1 protein-coding gene and 1 pseudogene are annotated in these 844 nt (G+C 77.5%); both read right to left on the minus strand.

Going from position 1 to position 844, the window contains the following annotated elements:
- Positions 1-198: 198 nt before the first annotated feature.
- Complete coding sequence (locus GTW08_RS29835) at positions 199-438, minus strand: C40 family peptidase (protein ID WP_161152852.1); 240 nt, start codon at positions 436-438, stop codon at positions 199-201.
- Between the two features lie 3 nt (positions 439-441).
- Positions 442-844, minus strand: a pseudogene (locus GTW08_RS29840) (hypothetical protein); the annotation flags it as partial.

The following is an 844-nucleotide window of genomic DNA, read 5'->3' on the forward strand; positions in this document are numbered from 1 at the left end:
CGCCGCCGCGGTGACCGTCCCGCCGGGAAGCCGGACCCGCGCCAGGGCCCCGTCCGCCGCCGCGTGCGGCGAGACGACGCCGGGGCAGGCGTCGGCGCGGGTACGGGTGGTCGGCGACGGCACGCCGGACACTGTAGGCATCCGCGACCGGTGGGGGGACCCGTCGGGGCGGCGGTCACACCTCGTCAGGTGTTCAGGTCACGGCAGGTACCGGCGGGCGCCGGAGTAGGTCGCGTCGAACCGCACCGGGGTCACCCGGACGGGGGTGGCCGCGTCGAAGGCCTCGATCATCGTGCCGTCGCCGGCGTACATCGCGACGTGCGTCGCCGGGGAGTTCCAGAACAGCAGGTCACCGGGACGCAGGTCGGCGGGGTCGTCGACCGGGCGCCCGCCGCGGGACTGGTCGGAGGCGTCCCGCCCGACGGTGATCCCGTGCAGGGCCTAGGACAGCCCGGTCAACCCCGAGCAGTCGGGGCCGAACCCGGAACGCCCGCCCCACAGGTAGGGGCGGTCCAGGAACAGCCGTGCCGTCGTGACCAGACCCTCTCCGGTCGGGGAGGGCGGGGCCCCTCCGCGCAGCTCACCCGCCGCCAGCCACGCCTGGTCGCCGCCGGGCAGCGCGACCCGGACCGCGTCGCCCGCCTCGCCGACGATGGGCAGCCGGGTGCCGACGCTGACCTCGCGCAGCCGCTCGGTGCGTGCCGGGTCGCGGTACAGCCAGGCCGTCGCGACGCCGTCGACGGTGCCGGTGGGCGCCCCCGCGGCGAGCGCACCGAACGCGGGGTCGTCGACGAGCTGGGCCGCGGGGACCCAGCCGGGGTAGCCGCGGCCGTCCTTGTCCGAC

Source organism: Pseudonocardia sp. SID8383 (assembly GCF_009864975.1).
In the GTDB taxonomy this organism is placed as follows: domain Bacteria; phylum Actinomycetota; class Actinomycetes; order Mycobacteriales; family Pseudonocardiaceae; genus Pseudonocardia; species Pseudonocardia alni.